Source organism: Streptomyces sp. NPDC056161 (genome assembly GCF_042268025.1).
In the GTDB taxonomy this organism is placed as follows: Bacteria; Actinomycetota; Actinomycetes; order Streptomycetales; family Streptomycetaceae; genus Streptomyces.
On sequence record NZ_JBHJUV010000009.1, the window covers coordinates 81,575 to 97,693 of the forward strand.

Sequence of the window (16,119 nt, forward strand, 5' to 3'; positions counted from 1 at the left end):
CCGCGGCCGGCTCCGGCCGCGGTCAGGTGGAGGTTCGTACAGGGAGGTGCGTCGTCAGTTCACAGGACGTCGCCACGACCGGAGCTGGCTGGCGAAGACGGCTTCGGTCCTCGGGAAGGACGCGGGGTCCTTGAGACCCACGGCGAGTGGCTTCCGGTCGGGATACCAGGTGTAACTGCCGAATATTCGGTCCCAGACAGCCAGTTCCGAGCCGTAGTGACCGGCCTCGGAGAGATCCGTGCTGTGGTGCAGACGATGCTGTTCCGGGCTGGCGAACACGTAGTTGAGCCAGCCGATACGGACGTCGATGTTCGCGTGGATGAAATAGCCCTGGGTGATGACGAAGAGGCCGGTCGCGAACACGGATTGCTGGGAGAACCCGAACAGGCTCAGCGACAACTGCACGCTGCTCTGCGCCAGTAGGACGTCCAGGACGTGATTGACGCCGTTGTTGGCGACGTTGACCTTCTCCGGCACATGGTGGATGCCGTGCAGCCGCCACAGCCAGCGGTTGGTGTGGCCCAACCGGTGCACCAGATAGCTGGCCAGCGACCCCACCAGCAGCGCCAGTGGGATCTCGGCCGCCAGGGGCAGCTTCGGTTTGGCCGGGGACAGGACGGCGACGAGTGCGGCGACCAGCAGCTGCGCGATGACGCTGCCCAAGGTGGTCAGCACGAAGTAGATGCCGTACCAGCCCCATTCACGGCGGTCCGGGTGCCAGGTGCGGTCGTAGGGAATCACCCGCTCCATGATCACCAGATAGGCGATGACTCCGAACTGGAAGCCGGAGGTCGCCAGTCCGGGATTCAGGTGGAAGCGCAGCACCACGACGGCCACGACGACCATCAGCACCAGCAGCACGGGATAGGCCGTGCGACGAATCCACATGGGTGCCCCTCCCCTCCCTGAGACCCTGCGTCCCTCGGTTCGTACCTGCCCCCCGTGGCAGTGTGTAATCATGCGACAACTAAGAGTGATTGTATGACCTTTGTGGAGTCCAGGGTTCCTCAGGGGTGAACGGTTGAACGGAAGATCGAACTCCGGATGGATGGCTGCTCTGAGTGACCGACTCGGGCGACCGGCCTGGGCAACGGGCCTGGGCGACGGCTCCGGGTGACGGGTCAGGGTGGCCGGTCCGGGCGGGCCCCACGGACCACCGTGCCGCTCGCCTCGCCACCACCGGCACGGAACGACGGTCCGGGCCCGGCGGCCGACGCAGGCGCCGGTCCTGTCCGGCCGACCCCGGCCGCCAGGACCGCCGCGGGGTGCGCCGTCGGTGCCGACGGATCAGGATGGTGGGAGAGAAGCCGTACGGCAGCAGTCTCGTCGTGCCTCCGGCAGGGCCGCGGTGCCGGGCGGGCCGTGGGCCGCCCACGCGCATCGGCCCGCGTATCCGGTGGAACCTTGCCGCTGTCGCCGCCCCTGACCGAAGGACATTTCATGACCGCATCCGCCGCCTCCCGCCCAGCCGAGGCTTCCGGCACCTTCTCCCTCGGTGGCGACCTGCCCGTCCGTCGCCTCGGATACGGAGCCATGCAGCTGACCGGCCCCGGCGTATGGGGCCCGCCCGCGGATCCCGACGAAGCCGTGCGCGTGTTGCGGCGTGCCGTGGAGTTGGGCGTGAACCTCATCGACACCGCGGACTCCTACGGCCCCTTCGTCAGCGAGCAGTTGATCCACAAGGCGCTCCACCCCTACCCGGACGACCTCGTCATCGCCACCAAGGCCGGCCTGAGCCGCGCCGGTCCGGACGACTGGCGCCCGCTCGGCCGTCCCGAATACCTGCGCCAGCAGTGCGAGCTGAGCCTGCGCCATCTCGGTCTGGACCGCATCGACCTCTTCCAACTGCACCGCATCGACCCCAAGGTGCCGCCGGCCGACCAGCTCGGCGAACTGGTCCTCCTCCAACGGGAGGGCAAGATCCGGCACATCGGTGTGTCCGAGGTCACTGTCGAGCAGCTCGGCCAGGCACGTCGGATCGCGGACATCGTGTCCGTGCAGAACCTGTACAACCTCGCCAACCGCGCCGCCGAGGACGTACTGGACCACTGCGAGCACGAGAACCTGGCCTTCATCCCGTGGTTCCCCATGGCCACGGGCGAACTCGCCCGCTCGGGCGGCCCGCTGGACAACGCGGCCAGAGAACACCACGCGAGTCCGTCGCAGCTCGCGCTCGCCTGGCTGCTGCGCCGTTCCCCGGTGATGCTTCCCATCCCCGGCACGTCGAGCGTCGCCCACCTCGAACAGAACGTGGCGGCCGCCGAAGTCACCCTCACCGACGAGGAGTTCTCCGCGCTGGCCGACAGCGTCGACGCCTGACCGGTCCGCAACTGCCCTCGCCGGACCCGTGCGCCCCTGCCTCGCGCCCAACGCGCACCTGGCCGCGCCCCGTCGGGTGCCGGGTCACGGTCACACCGCCGCGCGCCCCCAGGTGCGACCACACCGCAAGGAGGGGTGGTCGCACTGGTGACGCGCGGCGACGGTGAGACGGCCGACCTTCGGTCAGGTCAGTTGGCGGGCAGGACCTTCCAGGAGCCGGTGCCCGTCCCGCGGTCCGTGTAGTGGCTGGTGGACACGTCGTACTTGGCGCCCTGCTGGCTGGAGCGCCCGTTGGTGTCGAGGAAGCCGCCGTTGGCGGATCCGTAGTCGTTCAGCAGGTGCACGATGTCGTCCGTGCGGATGTTGCCGTCCGTGGGCGAGGACGTCCTGCCGAAGATGTGCCACTTCCCCGTGCCGGGGCCGCGGTCCTTGGTGACGGTCGTGGACACCTCGTACTTGGCGCCCTGGCGGGTGGAGTGTCCGTTGGTGTCCAGGTAGGTGCCGCTGCCGTACTGGTTGACGAGGTAGATGACGTCGCCGCTGGTGACGCGGGTGCCGCTGGCCTTGCCGGTGGCGGAGACGACCTTCCAGACCGAGGTCGCGGGGCCGCGGCTGTTGGGGGTCTGGTTGGTGCTCACGTCGTAGGTGGCGCCCTGCTGGCCGGAGCGCCCGTTGGTGTCCAGGTACCCGCCGTCACCTCCGTACTGGTTCTGCAGCAGGATGTCGCTGCCGTAGGTCAGTTCGCCGACGGCGGCGGCACCGGCGGCCGTCGACGGAGCGGCCAACGAGACGGCCGCCGCGGCAAAGGCCGCTGCTGCGGCGCACGCCGCCAGTCGCTGCTTCATGGTGTGGAACACGCACCCTCCATGTCGCTCTGTGTGCACGATCGGTTGCAGTGGTGAGTGTGTCGCGGCGCTGGAGCGGCTGTGTCCGGCTTTTGCTTTCTGTCGCGCCAAACCCTCCTATATGAGGAATTCCCCGGCCCTCGTACGATCCGGTCTCCGCGACGGACGTCGAACACGGGCAGGTCGGCTGCGCGGTGAACGTCGGCGCGGCGACCGGCGGGGTTCCGGCTCGCGGGTAACGCCGGAGTGCGCGCGTGGCGGAGGAGCCGAAAGGGCCTCTCAGTCGATACAGAACTCGTTGCCCTCGATGTCCAGCATCGGGATGCACGAATCATTGCCGTCATACAGAGTGCGCACGTGCACTGCACCGAGCGGGACCAGTCGCGCGCATTCCGCTTCGAGTGCGGCGAGGCGCTCTTCACCCACGAGTCCGGTGCCGACCCGCACATCAAGATGCACCCGGTTCTTGGCGGCCTTCCCCTCGGGGACACGCTGGAAGTACAGCCGCGGTCCCACACCTGAGGGATCGACGCAGGCGAACCAGGAATCCCGCTCCTCAGGTGGCTGCGAGCCCTTGAAGTCGTCCCAAGTGGCAAACCCCGCCGGTGGCGGCGGTACCACGTACCCCAGCACCTCGCACCAGAAACGAGCGAGCCGCTCAGGTTCTGCGCAGTCGAAGGTGACTTGGAACTTCTTGATCGGCGTCATCGGGTAACTGTACGGGCGCGTGCCGACACTGAGACTCCGGGCGCCGTTTTCGTGCGGATCGAGGTCTCGCGTGGCGTGCGTCGGTGACGGGCGGTGGGTGTCCGCGACCGGGAGCGGAACCGTCCCGCCTCCGGCGCAGTGCGGGGCGGGGTGGGATGGACGGGGCGCTACCGGTCGGGCAGGACCTCGGGCCGGGTGACGGGCACGATGGTGATCAAGTCGTCGAGGCCCTCGAAAGCGTCGGGGCCGGTGGTGAAGAGGGGGAGCCTTCCGGCGGCCGCGACGGCGGCGGTGATGGCCTGGTACGGGCGTCGGCAGGCGTGATTGGGCGCTCTGTGGCGCAGCCACTGAGAGGCCCCGCCCATCCGCCACGGGGGGAGCGGACGAGCGGGGCCGACCGGGGACCGCTACACGCAGGCGGCCGTCTGTTGCGGCGGTGCTGTCAGATAGCCGCTGGTTCGGAACATGCCGGCGAAGGTTCCCGGACCGTGGCGGTCGTCGAGCCGGCGGCAGAGGTTGCCGGTGTCGCCACTGATGACGGCGGTGAGGACCAGGTCCTGGAGGCCCTCCCGTTCACCTGCGCCCACCTCGGCGAGCCACTGCTCATACCGGTGATTCACGGACCGCTGGTAGCGGGCCATGGAACCGGCGTAGGTGCCCGCCTCGCCGTCGAACGGCTTTCCGGCGTCCGCCGCCGGTTCGTCGTCATCGAGCTGTCCGGTGGCGTCCCGGTACGCCCACCACCCGATGTCGTCGGGGCTGTCGGGACCGGTGATGTCGTACAGTTCGGCGACCTGTCGCGTCAGGCGCCGGGACTCACGGTCGCACGCACCCTCCATGATGATCCCGAGGTTCCGGGTGTGCGCGGCGTCCTGCGGGTCCGAGGACGAGTAGGTGCGCCCGTCCGGGCGTCGCCAGTTGATGCCGTACTGGGTGCGCACCACCTGACCGTTCTCGCCGAGGACGTAGCGGCGGGCGGAGCCGTAGTGCAGACAGTCGTGTGCGTGCGCGCGCACCAGGTCGAGCATCGCCAGATCCGGATCCGCGGGGACGTCCCGGTCCAGCGGTCCGTACATGGTGATCAGGGCTGCCATCTGGAGGTGCCGGTAGCCCTGGTTCGGGTGGTGGAATCCGCCGAACGCTCCGGGCCGGGTCGACGACGCGCCGACGAGGACGCGGTCCAGCGGCAGCATGTGCCGCAGGCCGATCTCCGAGTAGCGGTTGCGGGCGAGGTACAGGCCGCTGTGGAACGGCGACGTGTCGACCCCTTGCGACCTCCACTCGTCGAGGTGATCGGCCAGCGTCCGGAACCGGTGCTCCTTGTGGGCGCCGGTCAGTGTCGTCAGGTCGGTGCGCCACCGGGTGAGGGCCGCGGCGACCGCGGCACTGTCGCCGACGAGGACTTCATGGGGCGCAAGTCGGATCATTCCGGTGTCGAGCTGGTGATGAGCTGCCGGTGGGATTCCTGCATCCCGTCCGGCAGGCCGTCGGGTGTGCACCATCGGGCCTCCAGGACCTCGAAGGAGTTGATGCGGGGTGTGGCGTCGCCGACGAGTTGGGCTTCGTAGGCGACCTCGATGCGCAGCCGGTAGCCGCTGCGGAGATGGATGAGACGGCCGGGCTTCACGGCCAGGCCGGTCTCCTCCTTCACCTCTCGGACCACCGTCTGAGCGAAGTCCTCGCCCTTGTTCGCGTAGCCGGTGGGCAGTCCCCACTGCCGGTCTGGCGGCCACATGCGGTGGCGGAGGACAAGGACGCGGCCGGAGTCGTCGCGGACGACGCCGGTCACGCCGGCCATGAATGTGGCGTGGGCGATCCAGAGGATGCGCCACTGGATCGGACCTCGGATCGCGCGCCATACGAGGGCGACAAGCCGCCTCATCGGCGGACCTTTCTGGTAGAAGATCCGCCATGATGGCGGCTTTCTCCCGGTGGTGACGAATTGCCTGCTTGGGTGGGCACGCTGCGGCCCGCGCAGTCGGGACAGGCGTAGACCTCGTTGTCGAGGACGTGGGCGCCGCTCCGGCCGCGCGCGATGCCGGCGGACTGGGCGCCGATGACGTCGAGGAGGCTCTTGCCGCACCAGCAGCAGGCCCACCCCGAATACTGGGCTGCGGTCAGTGACGCGGTGGGCGGAGGCTCGGGCCGGGGGCGGGGGTTCATGACCGTTCGGCTCGGTGACGTGGGCACTCGCACGGTGGGTAGCCGTCCGTGCGCGGTGGCAGTGCCGCGGCGGGAGGGACGACAACTGTTCGGCCGTCGCGGGTGATCTTCCCGCAGCGGTCGATCTGATAGACCCGGATGGTCATGTAGCCGAGACGGGGCCTCGCGCGGGGCGGGAGTCTGTCCGGGGTCATCGTCGGCAGTCCCTCACCAGCCGGTACAGGCCGCGGCCGATGATGCAGTCAGCGGCTGTCTGCTCTGCCTGGCAGAGCGGGCAGGCCACGGTGTGGGTGAACAGGCCGCGGTGGGCGCGGCCGGCGACGCAGGAGCGGCAGGCCCGGGGGAACCAGGCCATCCCCGAAACCGCCGACGAGCCGTTCAAGGGGGAGCGCCGCTGACCGAAGTCGACAGCGGTCGCACCGGTCAACGACGTGGGGCACCAGAGGCATTCGGCGCCCCGAACCTTGTCGTCGGCGAGGCCGTCCAGGGCGGGCAGCGCCAGGATCTCAAGGACCTCGGCGGGGATCTCCTGAACCGTGCTGCTCATCTGATCACCCCGTAGAGCGGCTGGACGGTACTGTGCGGCATGTCGACTCCTTCACCAGTCGGCCACGCCCCGGGACCGGTCGCACGGTCGCCGGAGACTTCCTTCGGCCGGGATCTCGGGCTGCTCACGTCGGCACCCGCACGTGACGACCGGCCACACACGAGTCGCACCACGCACCACGACTCTCCCTGCCATACGCAAAGGCCCAGCGACAGACCCGCAGTGAAAGCAGGCCAGGCCGTGAAGACGGGCGATGCTCACTTCGCGGTCTATGACCATCGGCGGGGGCAAGGGCGCGTCAGGCATCCCAGGTCCCATCTGCTCGGCATTCGCGTGCGACAGATGGTGGTCCTACCCACACGGCAGAAGTACCCCGGTGAGGGGTAGTCAGGTGGCCGCGCACCACTCCGCAAAGTTGCTGAGGTCTTCGACGTCCGCACGCTTCAACCGACGCAGCGTCGCCGCGTCCTGCCGAACCCACGGATGCTCCCGGGTGTGCTGCGGCGCGATCCGACGCGCGACCTTCAGCGCCTCGAACGCATCATCCGGTCGGCCGGCCCACAGCTGTGCGCGGCCCATCTCGATGTAGAACCCCGACCGTCGCTCCGCGGGGAGGTTTTGCGGAGGCGCCCATTCGCGGGCGACGTCCAAGGCACGGCCGGCGTGCTCGTCGCCGAGGCTCACCGCCACCGAGACCTCATGGACGCACACGGAGTCCGGTCCGAACGCGGTCCCGCAGTAGACGTCCTCACGGACCCGGTCGCCCAAGGCGCGGGCCTCCGACAAGTGCGTTCCGGCCGCAGACCCGTCGCGGGCCCGGCCGGCGATGACTGCGGCCCGCATGTGCAGCGCGCCGCGTGCCGCCGTCGCCGGAGTGTCGTCCGGTGCGGGGGCGGCGTCGATGGCTGCCTCAAGCGCGCGCAACCCGGTGGCGTGCGCACGGGCGGCGAAGAACGTCTCGGTGCGCACATAGGCGACGGACGACGTGAGCACCGGGTCTTCGGCGGCGGGGACAGCCCACCGCATCAGCTCGATCATCCGGGCGGACAGGTCCCTGGCGCCGACCTTGTACGCGACTGCGTCTGCCGAACGGGCCGCCCGCACCAACAGGACCGCCCACTCCCGGCGTTCCCCTTTCTGTTGCTGCGTGATAGCCGCGCAGCAGCTCCGGTAGCAGGTCGGGGAGCGCCCGCGCGATCCGGGTGTACTGCGCAGCCAGGCGCCACCCGACCGCCTCCTCGACAGCCACGCGCAGTTGCGGCGGTGAGTGGACAGGGGCGCCGTCGGGGAGGTCGTAGGCGGCGATCACGCCGGACAGCGCGGGCAGCGCGGCGTGGGCTCGGGACTGGGTCACCTCGCGGTCACCTAGTGCCCCGGGTCGACGTGGAGCGCGTCCGCGATGGCTTCCAGGGTGTCGGTGCTGACACCGCGTTCCCCGCGTTCAATTTTGCGGATGGTGCCCAGTGCTACACATGCGGCGTCGGCGAGTTGCTGCTGGGTCATCCGCGGGCGTGCCACGCTCCGGTAGTAGGCGATGCGCTCACCGACCGAACGTACGGACACGTAGGCCCCCGAACTGTCCTGGGTCTGCCACCGTATCGCTACCAGGTTGGTTCGTAAGGGAGGTCAGGCAGAGACGATCCCAACGAGGTCAAGCAGGCTGTCGATCCGGTAGTCCGCCGAAGCCGCCTCCGAGGTTCCCGCCCAGAGGTTGCCCCAAGGTCCCCGCCGCAGGTGCGCGGAGGGCAGCCCGGCGGCATGTGCGGGGCCGACGTCGTTTGCCGGGTGGTCGCCGACGTACAAGGAAGTCGCCGCGTCCAGGCCGGCCGCGGTCAGTACCCGTTCGAAGAACTCCGATGCCGGTTTCGCCGCGCCCAGTTCGCCGGACGTGGTGATGAGGTCCGCGGGCAACTCCAGCTCGCGTAGCAACTCCCCGGCGCGGGCTGTCTGGTTGCCTGCGACGACGACGCGAACGCCGAGTTCGCGGAGTGCGGAGAAGGCGGGGCGGACGTCGTCGTACAGGTCGCTCTCGTCGAGGTACTCGCCGCGGCCGGCAGCTTCCCTTGCGGCGTACTCGGCGGGGATGTCGATGCCGGGGCGTAGCAGGCGTAGCGCTTCGGCGTTGTCGTCTCCGCGCGCGACTACAGCGCCGACGAGGGCTGAGAGAGTGTGATGGGGGACATCGAGCCAGTCGGCCCAGGCCGCCCAGTACCGATCATCTCGGGTGATCGTCTCGCCGACGTCGAAGATCACAGCGCGAATCATGGTCGGGAGCGTACCCGGGCATGACGAAACGGCCCCCACTGCCCGAATGCAGCAGGGGCTGCGTTCTGCGCAGGCGTCTTGCGCCGGCGGGGGAGCGTCAGCGTGGCCGGCCGAGTCCAGAGTGTGGATTGCCTGATCAGGCCCGGGAGCTGGCCGGTTTTGTGGGGCCCGTGAGCCGCCCCAAGGACGGAATGGCGGGCAGCCCGAGGTCGCTTGCCCAGGAGACAGGTCAAGATTTACGGCTCCCCCCAAAGCCCCAGGCCGGATGACGAAGTCAGCAGAAACGGCTTCCCATTGTCCGAAATGACACTGTCGTGGACTTTCCCTCCGACAGTCCAGTGCACTTTCCCCTGCCATTTACAACTGCTCTGCCGCGTGGTTGCATCTATCTCAAAGAACTCGACATCGCTTTCCGATACGGTATACGGAAATGACGTCTTCTCGCTTCCGTCTATCCGACCTCCCTTTATTTCTTTATAGGGCTCAACCTTGGGCCCGCCTGCGGCATCAAGAGTCACCTCGAAATGTCGAGGTGATGCCGTTCCCCCTCCACCTTCTTGATAAAGAAGGCCGCGCTCAGGGGGGCCGCAGTCAGCATCCACCTCCATGCTGTAAATAATGATCGACTTCCCGGTCGAGCCCTGAAAGGCCACCCTCAATACTTGCGTTCCGGCTGGCGTCGCTTGACCCTTTTTCTCCCACTGAGAGATTACTTGCGAATTTCTTCCAAGCTCACCCGATCGGTCCAGGCGCGACGAATATTCAGTGGGTATAACCCATGCGGGACCTATGGTTCCGCTTTCCAGTACGGCAATCTGCAAGCTCGCTTCTTTATCCTCGAAAGGGCTGGGGATCCAGCCCAGTAAGATCGACGCCGGCGCGCCGAGAATAGATATCGATACGCCTACGATCACGGCCTTGGATGAAGGTTGACGGAGTTGATCGAAAAATCTTCCGCGAAGTGTCGAAGCTCGGGGTGATGTGCGATCTGATTCGGAATTCGATTCCGTCATCAGGTGCATCCCTTCGGTATCTACGACTTCAAGCACCGGTTTGACTTCTCTCTAAACTAGCGACCCGAGGCTTCAGATGGGAGCTGTTCACCAGTCAGAAGTGCGGCATGAAGGAGAGTGATTGCGCTCGGTCGAGCGCTTGCGGTGTGGCTTCGGTTGGGCGCTGCCGCAGGCCGCCTCTGCGGGGTGTCCGATTGTCCGACTCACTAAAGGGAATTAATCGGAGCAATCTGGCTGATATATTGCAATTGCAGCTTGCAAGTCATAGGCATGACAAGTTATGGAATGTCCGTCTTCGGGGACGCGGTGGCCTTCGAGATCCGCAAGATCCGCACGTCGCGAGGGAAGAAGAAGCTGACCCGTGGGTGGGAGGAATACTTCCGGCTCATGGATCAAGGTGTGAGCAGTCGGGAAGCGTGCCGGATCGCCGGCATCAACCGGCGTACCGGCAAGCGGTGGCTCAACGGCACCGACCCCACGAAGAAGAGACCCGCTCGGCCCGCGCGCGGAGTGCGGGCCGAGCGGGTCGTTTCTGCGTCTCGGCACCTGGCGCTGGAAGAGCGCCTGTACATCGCTGACCAGGTGTGGGCGAAGGTGCCTGTGCGGAGGATCGCCGCGGACTTGAACCGCAGCCCCTCGACGATCAGCCGGGAAATACTCCGCAACCGCCACCCCACCAAAGGCCAGTACCGGCCCCACGTTGCCGAGGCCCGTGCTGAGTCGCGCCGGCCCCGCCCCAGGCATGCGAAGATCGCTCAGAACCCGGAGCTGCGGGAGTCCATACAGGAGCGTCTGGGCGGGCGCTGGAGCCCGGAACAGATCGTCCAGCACCTGCGCCGGGACCTCCCCGACCGGCCGGAGATGCGCGTGGTCCACGAGACGATCTACCAGGCCATCTACGTCCAGGGCCGGGGAGAACTGCGCCGGGATCTGGTGAAGGCCCTCCGTACCGGCCGGGCCCGACGCAAGCCCCGCCGCCAGGCCCAGCAGCGCCAGCCCCACTACCGCCACCCCATGGTGATGATCAGCGAACGTCCTGCCGAGGTCGCCGACCGCGCCGTCCCCGGCCACTGGGAAGAGGATCTGATCATCGGCAAGGACGGAGCCTCCGCCATCGGCACGCTGGTCGAACGCTCCACCCATGCTCCGGCACGTGCCCAACGGCCGCGGCACCGAACTGGTCCGTGACGCACTGGTGGAGGCCGTGACGACCCTGCCGGCGCACCTCACGCGGTCCCTCACCTGGGACCAGGGCAGCGAGATGGGACGGCACCACGAGTTCACCATCGCCACGGACGTCCCCGTCTGCTTCTGCGACCCGGCCAGCCCCTGGCAGCGCGGCTCGAACGAGAACACCCGGACGGCCGCCGAGACTTTGCTCGGGCCCTCCTCCACTCCCTGCAGTCGGTCCTCCGGAGGCAGGTTCCGGTGTGCCAGCCGGGCGCGCTCGATGCCGGCGGAGGCGGTGTAACGAGACAGCATCTGCCGTGAGCGCCACCCAGTGATGCGCATCAGGTCGTCCTCGTTGCCGCCGTTCGCCTTCCAAAGGTGCGCGAACGGGTGACGGAACTGATGCGGGTGGATCGGATCGTCCCGGCCTCGGAACATCGCCGCTTGAGCATCGTCCCGACTCCCCATGGTCAGGGCGCTTGGCTCGGGAGCGATGTGCATTGCGCCAGAAACGAAAATGACCAGCGTTTCCGCTGGTCATCGGGTGTGTGCGCCCCCGGCAGGACTCGAACCTGCGGCCAAGCGCTTAGAAGGCGCCTGCTCTATCCACTGAGCTACGGGGGCCAGGTGTGGTGGCCTCGTTCGTGGTGCCCGGGTGTGGGCTGATCCGTGACGTTGCCGGGGACAAGGATAGGGCTCCCGGATCCGTGTCCCTGTTGCTTCGCCTCCGTGGCTCGATGTGGAGGTTCGGTGAAGCGGTCCTGATAATCGCAGGCAGGTGCGAATCGTGCATCGCTTTTGGTGCGTCACGGCCCGGGTGTTGTGTACTCGTTATGCCTGGACTGCGCCCGCGTCCCAGTCGTCCCTTCCGCCCGATGTGCTCCGTCGGCACGCAGACAACTCCATATGCTTCAGAATTACCCCAGAATTGGGCATTCTTCGCATGTGGTGACCTTGGACGTACGGCCTCAGCTGCTCGACACACTTTCCGCCCTGCGCGACCGTGTCGCCGCCGCACGCTTTCCGCTGCCCCTGGCGGGGGCCCCACGCGCGCGTGCCAACCGCGACGAACTGCTCGCCCAGCTGGACGACTACCTGGTGCCCCGCCTCAGAAGCCCCGAAGCGCCGCTGCTGGCCGTCGTGGGCGGCTCCACCGGGGCGGGCAAGTCGACGCTGGTCAACTCTCTCGTCGGTCGGCGGGTCAGCGAGGCGGGCGTGCTGCGGCCGACCACCAGGACTCCGGTGCTGGTGTGCCATCCGGAGGATCATCACTGGTTCAGTGGGATGAGGGTGCTGCCCGATCTCACGCGCGTATGGGTGCCCCAGCAGGACCCGGCGGACGATCTGCTGCTCCCCGGTGAGGACCCCGCGCGTGTGCTGCGGATCGAGACCGCGGACAGCCTCCCGCGTGGGCTCACCCTGCTCGACGCGCCCGACGTCGACTCCCTGGTCGCGGACAACCGTGTCCTCGCCGCCGCGCTGATCTGTGCGGCCGACGTCTGGATCATGGTCACCACGGCCGCCCGGTACGCCGACGCCGTGCCCTGGCACCTGCTGCGCACCGCCAAGGAGTACGACGCCACCCTGGTGACCGTCCTCGACCGGGTACCCCACCAGGTCGTCTCCGAGGTCTCCCGGCAGTACGGTGCCCTGCTCACCAAGGCCGGTCTCGGTCAGGTGCCCCGCTTCACGGTCCCCGAGCTGCCCGAGTCCGCCTGGGGCGGCGGTCTGCTGCCCGCCACCGCGGTGGCCCCGCTGCGGAACTGGCTCGTGCACCAGGCACAGGATCCCGGAGCCCGGCAGCACATCATGGCGCGTACGGCGTACGGCATCCTCGACTCCCTCAAGACACGGATGCCCGAGCTGGCCGGCGCCGCAGCCGCCCAGCACGCGGCGGCGCTGCGGCTGATCGCCGCGGTCGACGGGGCGTACGACAGCGAGCACACGCGCGTGCGTGGCCGGCTGAACTCCGGGGCCGTACTGGCCGGGGACGCGCTGAAGCGCTGGCGCGCCTTTCCCCTCGACTGCACCGCCGGTGAACTGCTCGACGCGCTGGTGGGCAGCCTGGCCGCGCTGTTGCTGTGCGCCGTCACCGCCGCCGACGAGCGCGTCGACGCGGCCTGGCGGCGGGAGCCGGCCGCGGGCGCTCCGGGGCTCGCGGAACGGGATCCCTCGCTGGAGAGTGCCGAGCACCGGATCGGCCTGGCCGCACGGCGATGGCGGCGGGAGATCGAGGAGTACGCCGACGAGGCGGTGCGCGAGCTGGACCGGAGCATCGCGCCCGACGCGGAGACCGTCGCCGCCCTGACCGCCATCGTCGTACTCGGCGGCCGCCGGGCCCGGTCCGCGGGGGAGGGCCTGGGCGAACGCCTCGGCGCGCACCGCGCGACACGGCTGCGCGAACGCGCCGGACTCCTGCTCGTCGAGCATCTGGACCGGGTCATGCACAGCGAACGCGAGCGGCGCCTCGCCCCGCTCGACGCCCTCGACGTCCAGCCCGAGCCCCAGGCCGAACTCATCGCCGCCCTGTCCGTACTGCAGAAGGAGAGGTGACCGGTGACCGCCGTCACTGACCAGGACCACACGGAGCACGCCGATCACACCGGGGACATGGTTTCCCGGGAGGCTGCTTCGCGTACCGAGCAGCGTGAGAGCGCCCTTCCCGCAGAGTCCGCGAACGCTTTCGCTGGAGGGGACGGTCGCGAAAACGGCCTCCCCGGAGAGGCGAAGGGGAACAGGAACGAGACGCGGCGCGAACAGGTGCAGGAGCGTGAAGCGGTGCCGGAGCCCGATCCGACTCAGGGGCAGGGGCAGGGGCAGGGGCAGGGACAGCCGGTGTCGGCGGACATGCGGCAATCGGGGGAAGAACCCGTACCCGTACCCGGGCAGGAGCAGGAGCACATTCGGCGGCGGGACGGCGGCGCCGACGCCGGGCACACGCGCGTGCGGGGCGAGAACGCGGAGCAGGCGCGGCTGCGGGACGAGCAGGCGATCCACGCGCGCGTGAAGGACGACAAGGGCGCCGCGGACTCCGCGGAGACCTGGGACGACGGGCTCATCGCCCGGCGTGTGACCGGGACCGCCGACGGCGAGCAGCCCTCCCTGGTCGAACCCCGCGCGTCGGCCGCGCAGGTCCCGGCCCCGCTGGCGTACGACGGCCCGCTGCGGTCGCGCCTGGACGCCCTGCGGGAACTGGTCGGGCTCTCCCGTACCCGGCTCGACAGCCCCACGCTCGCCGAGGCGGGCCGGGTCCTCGACGAGGCGGCGGCGCGGCGCAAACTCTCCGGTCAGCACACCGTCGTCGCCATCGCGGGTGCCACCGGCAGCGGCAAGTCCCAGCTGTTCAACACCCTCGCCGGGGTGGCCATCTCGGAGACCGGGGTACGGCGGCCGACCACTGCCGCGCCCATCGCGTGCAGCTGGAGCGACGGCGCGGCGAGCCTCATCGACCGGCTGGGCATCCCCGGACGGCTGCGTCGACGGCCGCTGCAGAGCCCGGAGGCCGAGGCACAACTGCGCGGGCTCGTCCTGATCGACCTGCCCGACCACGACTCGGCGGCCGTGCAGCACCGCCGGCAGGTGGACCGCATCCTCAAGCTCGTCGACGCCGTGATCTGGGTCGTCGATCCGGAGAAGTACGCCGATGCCGTCCTGCACGAGCGCTACCTGCGGCCCATGGCGGGACACGCGGAGGTGATGTTCGTCGTCCTCAACCAGGTCGACCGGCTCCCCGGAGAGGCCGCCGACCAGGTTCTCGACGATCTGCGGCGGCTGCTGGATGAAGACGGGATCGCCCTGGGCGAGCACGGCGAGCCGGGTGCGGCCGTACTGAGCCTGTCCGCGCTCACCGGGGACGGCGTCGCCGAACTGCGCGAGGTGCTCGGCCAGTTCGTCACCGAGCGCGGAGCGGCGGGCCGCCGCATCTCGGCCGACGTGGACGCCGCCGCGGCCGAACTGGGGGCCGTGTACGCCCCGGGGCAGCGCTCCGGGCTGACCGAGGAGGCGCGGGAGGAGTTCTCCGCCCGGCTCGCGGACGCCGTGGGCGCCACCGCGGCGGGGGAGGCCGCCGAACGCGCCTGGCTGCGCAACGCCAACCGGGCCTGCGGAACGCCCTGGCTGAGGCTGTGGCGCTGGTATCAGAAGCGGTGCGATCCGGCCACCGGACGGCTCCTCCTGCGGACGCAGGCGGACGAGGAGGCCACGGCTCGCCAGCGGGTCGAGCAGGCGGTGCGTACGGTCTCCGACCAGGCGGCGGCCGGGCTGCCCGTGCCCTGGGCGCAGGCGGTGCGGGAGGCGGCCGTACGGGGCTCCCAGGGCCTGCCCGAGGCACTGGACGACCTGGCGGCCAGGGCCGGTCTTTCGCCGGGCAGACCGCCGCGGCCGGGCTGGTGGCCGCTGGCCGTACTCGTCCAGGCCGCCATGACGCTGCTTCAGGTCGTGGGCGGGCTGTGGCTGGTGGGGCAGATCGCCGGGGTCATGGCGCCGAACCTCGGCGTACCGGTGCTGTTGATGGTGGCCGGCATCGTGGGCGGCCCGATCATCGAGTGGAGCTGCCGGATGGCGGCGCGCGGGCCCGCACGACGGTACGGGCAGGAGGCGGAACGCCGCTTGCGGGAGGCCGCCGCGGGGTGCGGACGGGCGAGGGTGCTGGATCCGCTGGCCGCGGAGTTGCTGCGGTACCAGGAGGTTCGGGAGCAGTACGGGAGGGTCACACGGGCCGCGGCGGCGGGGGTGGTGGGGTAGGGCCCCTGCGGCGGCCTCGGGTGGCGGCCCCGAGCGGTGGCCCTGGGTGCCGGCCCGAGTGGCAGTCGGGGCGGGGGGAAGGGCGGGGAAGGATTCGGGCGGCGGTGGACGGACGCCGCGGGGAGGCGGGGCGGCAGCCTGTGGGTGGCGGGGGTGGGACCACCCGCCCGGGTGAGGGAGTTTTCCACAGGCGCCCGGCGGTCCACAGCGCTCAGCGGGATCGGCCCGGCGGAGGCAGTCTGGATCCACGGCGATCGCCACGCATGTCGAACGTCGGCGCCGATACCGGCGCGACGGTGGGGGCACCCCCTGCTCGGAGAGCTTGGGGAGCGTGGCGGACGCGGCG

General features: G+C 69.5%; 13 protein-coding genes, 1 tRNA gene and 2 pseudogenes. 4 read left to right on the forward strand and 12 right to left on the reverse strand.

The window, feature by feature from the left end:
* Nucleotides 1–54: 54 nt before the first annotated feature.
* Nucleotides 55–888: a sterol desaturase family protein gene (locus ACFC09_RS10805; protein ID WP_376525753.1), complete on the reverse strand. Its 834-nt coding sequence runs from the start codon at nucleotides 886–888 to the stop codon at nucleotides 55–57.
* 552 nt (nucleotides 889–1,440) lie between these two features.
* On the opposite strand from ACFC09_RS10805, the gene ACFC09_RS10810 reads away from it, so the two are divergent.
* Nucleotides 1,441–2,319, forward strand: coding sequence for an aldo/keto reductase (locus tag ACFC09_RS10810; protein WP_376525755.1), 879 nt, complete (start codon nucleotides 1,441–1,443; stop codon nucleotides 2,317–2,319).
* A 188-nt stretch (nucleotides 2,320–2,507) separates the two neighbouring features.
* Here the strand turns inward: ACFC09_RS10810 and ACFC09_RS10815 are convergent, their stop codons facing one another.
* From ACFC09_RS10815 to ACFC09_RS10860, 10 genes and pseudogenes are all read right to left on the reverse strand, one after another.
* Nucleotides 2,508–3,176: a hypothetical protein gene (locus tag ACFC09_RS10815; protein WP_376525757.1), complete on the reverse strand. Its 669-nt coding sequence runs from the start codon at nucleotides 3,174–3,176 to the stop codon at nucleotides 2,508–2,510.
* 267 nt (nucleotides 3,177–3,443) lie between these two features.
* Nucleotides 3,444–3,872 carry a VOC family protein gene (locus ACFC09_RS10820; RefSeq protein ID WP_376525759.1) on the reverse strand — a complete coding sequence of 143 codons (429 nt, stop codon included), beginning with the start codon at nucleotides 3,870–3,872 and terminating at the stop codon, nucleotides 3,444–3,446.
* A 167-nt stretch (nucleotides 3,873–4,039) separates the two neighbouring features.
* Nucleotides 4,040–4,165, reverse strand: a pseudogene (locus ACFC09_RS10825) (VapC toxin family PIN domain ribonuclease); the annotation flags it as partial.
* A gap of 114 nt (nucleotides 4,166–4,279) precedes the next feature.
* Nucleotides 4,280–5,299 (reverse strand): hypothetical protein, encoded by a 1,020-nt coding sequence (locus ACFC09_RS10830; protein ID WP_376525761.1) that lies wholly within the window; start codon nucleotides 5,297–5,299, stop codon nucleotides 4,280–4,282.
* A complete protein-coding gene (locus tag ACFC09_RS10835) occupies nucleotides 5,296–5,754 on the reverse strand; it encodes an NUDIX domain-containing protein (protein ID WP_376525763.1) in 459 nt (152 codons plus the stop codon). The genes ACFC09_RS10830 and ACFC09_RS10835 overlap by 4 nt, the downstream gene beginning before the upstream one ends.
* 471 nt (nucleotides 5,755–6,225) lie before the next feature.
* Nucleotides 6,226–6,582 carry a hypothetical protein gene (locus tag ACFC09_RS10840; RefSeq protein ID WP_376525765.1) on the reverse strand — a complete coding sequence of 119 codons (357 nt, stop codon included), beginning with the start codon at nucleotides 6,580–6,582 and terminating at the stop codon, nucleotides 6,226–6,228.
* Between the two features lie 387 nt (nucleotides 6,583–6,969).
* Complete coding sequence (locus ACFC09_RS10845) at nucleotides 6,970–7,608, reverse strand: hypothetical protein (RefSeq protein ID WP_376525767.1); 639 nt, start codon at nucleotides 7,606–7,608, stop codon at nucleotides 6,970–6,972.
* 339 nt (nucleotides 7,609–7,947) lie between these two features.
* On the reverse strand, nucleotides 7,948–8,145 hold the full coding sequence (locus tag ACFC09_RS10850) for a helix-turn-helix domain-containing protein (protein ID WP_376525768.1): 198 nt from the start codon (nucleotides 8,143–8,145) through the stop codon (nucleotides 7,948–7,950).
* A gap of 63 nt (nucleotides 8,146–8,208) precedes the next feature.
* Nucleotides 8,209–8,847, reverse strand: a complete 639-nt coding sequence (locus ACFC09_RS10855) for an HAD family hydrolase (RefSeq protein ID WP_376525770.1) — start codon at nucleotides 8,845–8,847, stop codon at nucleotides 8,209–8,211.
* 236 nt (nucleotides 8,848–9,083) lie between these two features.
* Nucleotides 9,084–9,896, reverse strand: a complete 813-nt coding sequence (locus ACFC09_RS10860; protein ID WP_376525772.1) for a hypothetical protein — start codon at nucleotides 9,894–9,896, stop codon at nucleotides 9,084–9,086.
* Between the two features lie 270 nt (nucleotides 9,897–10,166).
* Between ACFC09_RS10860 and ACFC09_RS10865 the strand changes: the two are divergent.
* A pseudogene (locus tag ACFC09_RS10865) lies at nucleotides 10,167–11,217 on the forward strand (IS30 family transposase); the annotation flags it as partial.
* 364 nt (nucleotides 11,218–11,581) lie between these two features.
* Here ACFC09_RS10865 and ACFC09_RS10870 read toward each other — a convergent pair.
* Nucleotides 11,582–11,654 (reverse strand) — tRNA-Arg (locus ACFC09_RS10870).
* Between the two features lie 321 nt (nucleotides 11,655–11,975).
* Here ACFC09_RS10870 and ACFC09_RS10875 point away from each other — a divergent pair.
* Nucleotides 11,976–13,583: a dynamin family protein gene (locus tag ACFC09_RS10875; RefSeq protein WP_376525774.1), complete on the forward strand. Its 1,608-nt coding sequence runs from the start codon at nucleotides 11,976–11,978 to the stop codon at nucleotides 13,581–13,583.
* Nucleotides 13,584–13,877: 294 nt separating this feature from the next.
* On the forward strand, nucleotides 13,878–15,773 hold the full coding sequence (locus ACFC09_RS10880; protein WP_376525969.1) for a GTPase: 1,896 nt from the start codon (nucleotides 13,878–13,880) through the stop codon (nucleotides 15,771–15,773).
* The last annotated feature ends 346 nt before the right edge of the window (nucleotides 15,774–16,119 follow it).

Excerpts from the sequence above, each read along its gene's own strand:
- ACFC09_RS10810 (WP_376525755.1), top strand. The coding sequence starts at position 1,441 with ATGACCGCATCCGCCGCCTCCCGCCCAGCCGAGGCTTCCGGCACCTTC.
- ACFC09_RS10820 (WP_376525759.1), bottom strand. The coding sequence starts at position 3,872 with ATGACGCCGATCAAGAAGTTCCAAGTCACCTTCGACTGCGCAGAACCT.
- ACFC09_RS10845 (WP_376525767.1), bottom strand. The coding sequence starts at position 7,608 with ATGCGGTGGGCTGTCCCCGCCGCCGAAGACCCGGTGCTCACGTCGTCC.
- ACFC09_RS10830 (WP_376525761.1), bottom strand. The coding sequence starts at position 5,299 with ATGATCCGACTTGCGCCCCATGAAGTCCTCGTCGGCGACAGTGCCGCG.
- ACFC09_RS10805 (WP_376525753.1), bottom strand. The coding sequence starts at position 888 with ATGTGGATTCGTCGCACGGCCTATCCCGTGCTGCTGGTGCTGATGGTC.
- ACFC09_RS10835 (WP_376525763.1), bottom strand. The coding sequence starts at position 5,754 with ATGAGGCGGCTTGTCGCCCTCGTATGGCGCGCGATCCGAGGTCCGATC.
- ACFC09_RS10855 (WP_376525770.1), bottom strand. The coding sequence starts at position 8,847 with ATGATTCGCGCTGTGATCTTCGACGTCGGCGAGACGATCACCCGAGAT.
- ACFC09_RS10840 (WP_376525765.1), bottom strand. The coding sequence starts at position 6,582 with ATGAGCAGCACGGTTCAGGAGATCCCCGCCGAGGTCCTTGAGATCCTG.
- ACFC09_RS10880 (WP_376525969.1), top strand. The coding sequence starts at position 13,878 with ATGCGGCAATCGGGGGAAGAACCCGTACCCGTACCCGGGCAGGAGCAG.